The organism is Moorena sp. SIO3B2 (assembly GCF_010692525.1).
Taxonomy (GTDB): domain Bacteria; phylum Cyanobacteriota; class Cyanobacteriia; order Cyanobacteriales; family Coleofasciculaceae; genus Moorena; species Moorena producens.
Genome location: NZ_JAAHHE010000560.1, coordinates 1 through 3,148 on the forward strand (window position 1 = coordinate 1; position 3,148 = coordinate 3,148).

At 46.5% G+C, this 3,148-nt stretch carries 2 protein-coding genes; both read right to left on the reverse strand.

Features of this window, described 5'->3' with window-relative positions; genetic code table 11:
* A partial coding sequence (locus F6K38_RS37950) for an SUMF1/EgtB/PvdO family nonheme iron enzyme (RefSeq protein ID WP_287360130.1) occupies window positions 1-885 on the reverse strand: 885 nt, incomplete at its 3' end.
* Window positions 886-1,248: 363 nt separating this feature from the next.
* Entirely contained in the window at window positions 1,249-2,973 is a 1,725-nt protein-coding gene (locus tag F6K38_RS37955; protein WP_008189877.1) for a formylglycine-generating enzyme family protein, read from the reverse strand.
* Between the last annotated feature and the right edge of the window lie 175 nt (window positions 2,974-3,148).

Here is a 3,148-nt window from a genome sequence, read left to right on the forward strand (position 1 = left end):
CCACTCCTGGGCACACACCACACGAAAACCAATATTGCCGACGAGGTGCCTCAAGGCCGGATTAAAGACGCCGCGAGACCCAGAACGGCAGTTTTTAGGCAAGGTGTAGCAGGAACCACCCCGCCACCCCCGATATTTATTATCATTTTCATTATGGCTATCCGGTTCATCTTGCCAGGCAGTGCCATCTGTCGGCGCACCTTTATAGTTTGAGTGCCAATGGTCTGCACACCACTCCCACACATTCCCATGCATATCGTAGAGTCCAAAATCATTGCCTACCCCAAAACTACCCACTGGGGTGGTTTCTCTACGATAAATCCCTGATGGCCCATTACCATAAGACCCTTTCCAACCACCGTGTTGATCATCTGTTCCATTGTAATTAGCAAACTCTGTAGTAATCGTCTCTCCAAAATGAAACGGGGTGGTTGTTCCAGCTCTACAGGCGTACTCCCACTGGGCTTCACTGGGCAAGCGATAAGGGCGTTTGGTATACTCGGACAGCCGCTCACAAAACTCTACCGCATCAGACCAAGAGACTGTATCTACAGGTCGGTCTTTCCCTTTAAAATAGGATGGATTGGGTTCAAGTTCTCTTTTGACTTGGAGTAGGGCGGCCACCGCTTGCCATTGGGCTTGGGTAACTGGGTATTTACCCATGAAGAAGGATTTAACCGTGACTTGATGCTGTGGACTTTCTGTGTCTGTATGCCCCTCTTCGGTTTCTGGGGAACCCATCTCGAAAGTGCCACCGGGGATGGCAACCATGTCCAAGGTGATACCATTTCCCAAGTCTTCAGTGAAGTACTGAATTTGTCGCCGATGGCGTTTGATATTAAGTTCTGATTGCTGTTCTTCTTTACTTGTTTCTGCCATCACCATTGTTTGGTTTTACTGATGTAAAACTGGCATCTTGTGTAGAACTGGCATCTTGCCAGTGACCAATATTATTAGATCTTGCCAGTAATCAAGATGATTATGCATCACAGGCTGGAAGCCTGTTCTACAAGAGATGCTTATACAACAGATTTCTACCGGTAGAACTGGCATCTTGCCGCGTGATATTATTATTAGTTGTAGAACTGGCATCTTGCCAGTGACCAATATTATTAGATCTTGCCAGTGACCAATATTATTAGTTGATTGAGCTTGACACAGGCAAGCTATGCCCGCAACAGGCTAGAAGCCTGTTCCACAAGAATAAAAAAAACAGGGTAAAGGGCAAAAGGGCAAAAGGGTAAAGGGCTAAAGAGTCCACGCACACCCACACACCACACGAAAACCAAACTTGCTGCCGCTGCGCCTGAGGAGCGGATTATAGAAGGGGCGAGACCCAGAACGGCAGAATCCAGGGTCGCTGCGCCAAGAACCGCCCCGCAACAGCCGGGATAGATTATCATTATCGTTATTATTGTTAGACTCATCTTCCCAGGCACTACCATCAGTTGGTGCATCTTCATAGTTTGAGTGCCAATGGTCTGCACACCACTCCCACACATTTCCATGCATATCGTAGAGTCCAAACTCATTGGCTACCCTAAAACTCCCCACTGGGGTTGTTTCCTCAAGATATTTGCCTTTGGAACCAGAGCCATAAGTATAGTTGCCATCATAGTTAGCTAGGTCGGTTGTAATTGTCTCACCAAAATGAAACGGAGTCGTTGTACCTGCTCGACAAGCATACTCCCACTCGGCTTCACTGGGCAAGCGATACTGGCGTTTCGTATACTGGGAAAGTCGCTCACAAAATTCCACCGCATCATACCAAGAGACTCTCTCTACAGGTCGGTTTTCCCCTTTAAAATAGGATGGATCGGGTTCAAGTTCTGTTTTGACTTCGGGTAGGGCGGCCACAGCTTGCCATTGGGCTTGGGTAACTGGGTATTTACCCATCAAGAAGGATTTAACGGTGACTTGATGCTGGGGACTTTCACTTTTGCTATGCCCCTCTTCGGTTTCTGGAGAACCCATGATAAAGCTCCCTTCACGAATGCCAACCATCTCTAGCTCAACTCCATTCCCTAAGTCTTCGGTAAAACCATAAGCTCCATGCTGATGACGGTTGATAATTAGTTCTGTTTCTGTTCTCAACCGGCGTGTTGGTTTCAACTCAATAGTTGCCACTTCAAACGTAAAACGTTCTAGCACAAGATCTATTGATATCCGTTCCCCTGAAGAAAGGAAAAGTCTAGCGTTAATCTCTGTCCCTGCTCCCAGCCCAATGGTTACCACCTCACATTCAAAGGTTTGCAAAGGTGGAAAACCTTCAAGCTGAGTGACTTGATTAAGGCTAAGGTTTACCCCATGAACACCATAGGATTGACCAGCATCAGGGGGAATTTGATCTTTGAGCCAGATTCCGAGGGATTGAGCAAATTTCATTAATCGGTCATATTGACTCAACTGGGGTCTAAATTCTTGAATTAAACGCTGTAATCGGGCTAATTCTGCCTGTCCATTTTTTCCTCGGTTAACCAATCCTTGTAGGGCTGTGGCAATCTCTTCTTCTGCTTGAGTGCGATGTTGATCTAAATACACCATGGCTGCCCATTGTTGTGCCTGGAATTCTCCCTGTCGGCTAGGGGGATGGGTTCCCATTAAATAAGTCACGTAGTCCATCAGCAATTGGGCGACGGATTTGAGGCGATTTGTGCCAAATTTATGCTGAAATTCTGGTGTTTCAAATTGTGCCAATAAATTAGACCGTACCGCCGGAGTCATGGCATATAATTCATAACCAACTGGACGGCATAACTCCGATAACAGTAAATCCGCTTCTGCTATCCAAGGCACTTCCTCGTTCAGTAAAAATTGCACTCGGATATAATTCACCAATTCCGGAGTCAAGACCAAGGGCAAGGCACAATGACAAGCTAGATATCGATAGTTAGGTTCAAACCTGGCCACAAACCGTTCAATTTGTTGTTTGGCTAATTCTCCCGTTAATTGGTCAGATGAGGAAGTTGTCATAGATCTTAACGAATCTGTGCGATCGCTTGATTTAACCCATGAGGATCGAGGGGGTACATTGGTACTAAATGAGCGATAAATTGGGCAGTGCTTCCCTGCCAGCGTTCAGAGGGAACGGGATTCAACCAGGCAATTAACTTGGTATGCTGTTTAATGTGCCACAAAACTTCAGCGG

Excerpts from the sequence above, each read along its gene's own strand:
- F6K38_RS37955 (WP_008189877.1), bottom strand. The coding sequence starts at position 2,973 with ATGACAACTTCCTCATCTGACCAATTAACGGGAGAATTAGCCAAACAA.